The sequence below is a fragment of the Bacillus velezensis genome, assembly GCF_001461825.1.
Classification (GTDB): Bacteria; Bacillota; Bacilli; order Bacillales; family Bacillaceae; genus Bacillus; species Bacillus velezensis.
The window spans coordinates 1-1,076 of the sequence record NZ_LLZC01000016.1 but is presented as its reverse complement, the minus strand read 5'-3'; the positions used below and the strand labels follow the sequence as shown (position 1 = coordinate 1,076).

The window sequence follows — 1,076 nt, the reverse complement described above, 5'->3', positions numbered from 1 at the left end:
CAGAGCAAGATCATACTTAGAGTTATAAGGAAGCAGATCTGGAAGTTTAACGTCTTTAATTTTCTTCCCTGCCTGTCCTGCCTTGTTTATGACCTTCCCCGCCGCATCAGCTTTGTTAACGGCTCCTGCGCCTTTCGTTCCGACGACAGCCACAGCCACTGAACCGACCGCATATGTCACCCATCTTGATCTGGAGTAAGCATCTCCGTTCACCATATCCTTTTGATACGACTCTTCAATTGCCGCTTTAACAGCATCATATGTTTTAACAGGATGAAGTACTGCATTCCCCAGTGCTGACAGCGTTTCCCCCGGATCGGTTATGAAGTCCCATAGACCGGTCACCGTGTCTTTCCCGACATCATATAAACCAACGCCGGCTCCTTTTAAAATATCCCAAGTCACTTCTCCGGCTTCTTCCATCTGTTTTGCTTGTTCAAGCTGGATCACATATTGCTGCTGGGAAGGTTCAAGATTCTCGTAACCGATCTTCTTCGCAATTTCCAAGTATTCATCCGGATCGGTCACACCGTCAGCCAGCTTTTTCTTTAGATCCTTGATTTCCCGCTCTTTCGCTTCTTCCTTCTTAAACGTTAAATATGTGTCTGAGTGTCTTGCAATCTCGCCTTTTTTCTTATGTATGTCACTTTCTCTGTACGCCTTGGCGTTATAGTGAAGTGGTGTTACATTTTTCCCTTTGCCTGTAGCATTTTGGAGCTGCTGAAAATCTGCCTGAATGAAATGTTCATTTGCCTCGGTTTCTGCGTATTCTTTCGTTAGATCGTGATCAAGCTTTCCGAGTTTATGTATGGTCTTATCCCGTTTTTTGTCTGCTGAATCCAGCTTTTGATCGACATCTTCTGTAGAGAAAACATCAAGATGAATGATATCACTGATTTCATCAAGGATACCTTTCATTTCATTGCGCTGCTCCTGCATGATAGCTTGTGATGTATTCTTCGCATGTATCAACTCATGTTCTAAAAATGACTCTTCCACAAACGAATCGGCCAATCCGGCATCAGCTACTTTTCCTGAAATACTGTTAAGAAACGCAATCTTCATATCGATCAGAT

The 1,076-nt window shown here is 43.5% G+C and carries 1 protein-coding gene; it reads right to left on the bottom strand.

All coding sequences use genetic code 11. The annotated features are described in order from the left end of the window. Nucleotides 1-1,076 (bottom strand): T7SS effector LXG polymorphic toxin (locus tag AR442_RS08665; protein WP_160315672.1); only part of this gene is annotated, 1,076 nt, incomplete at both ends.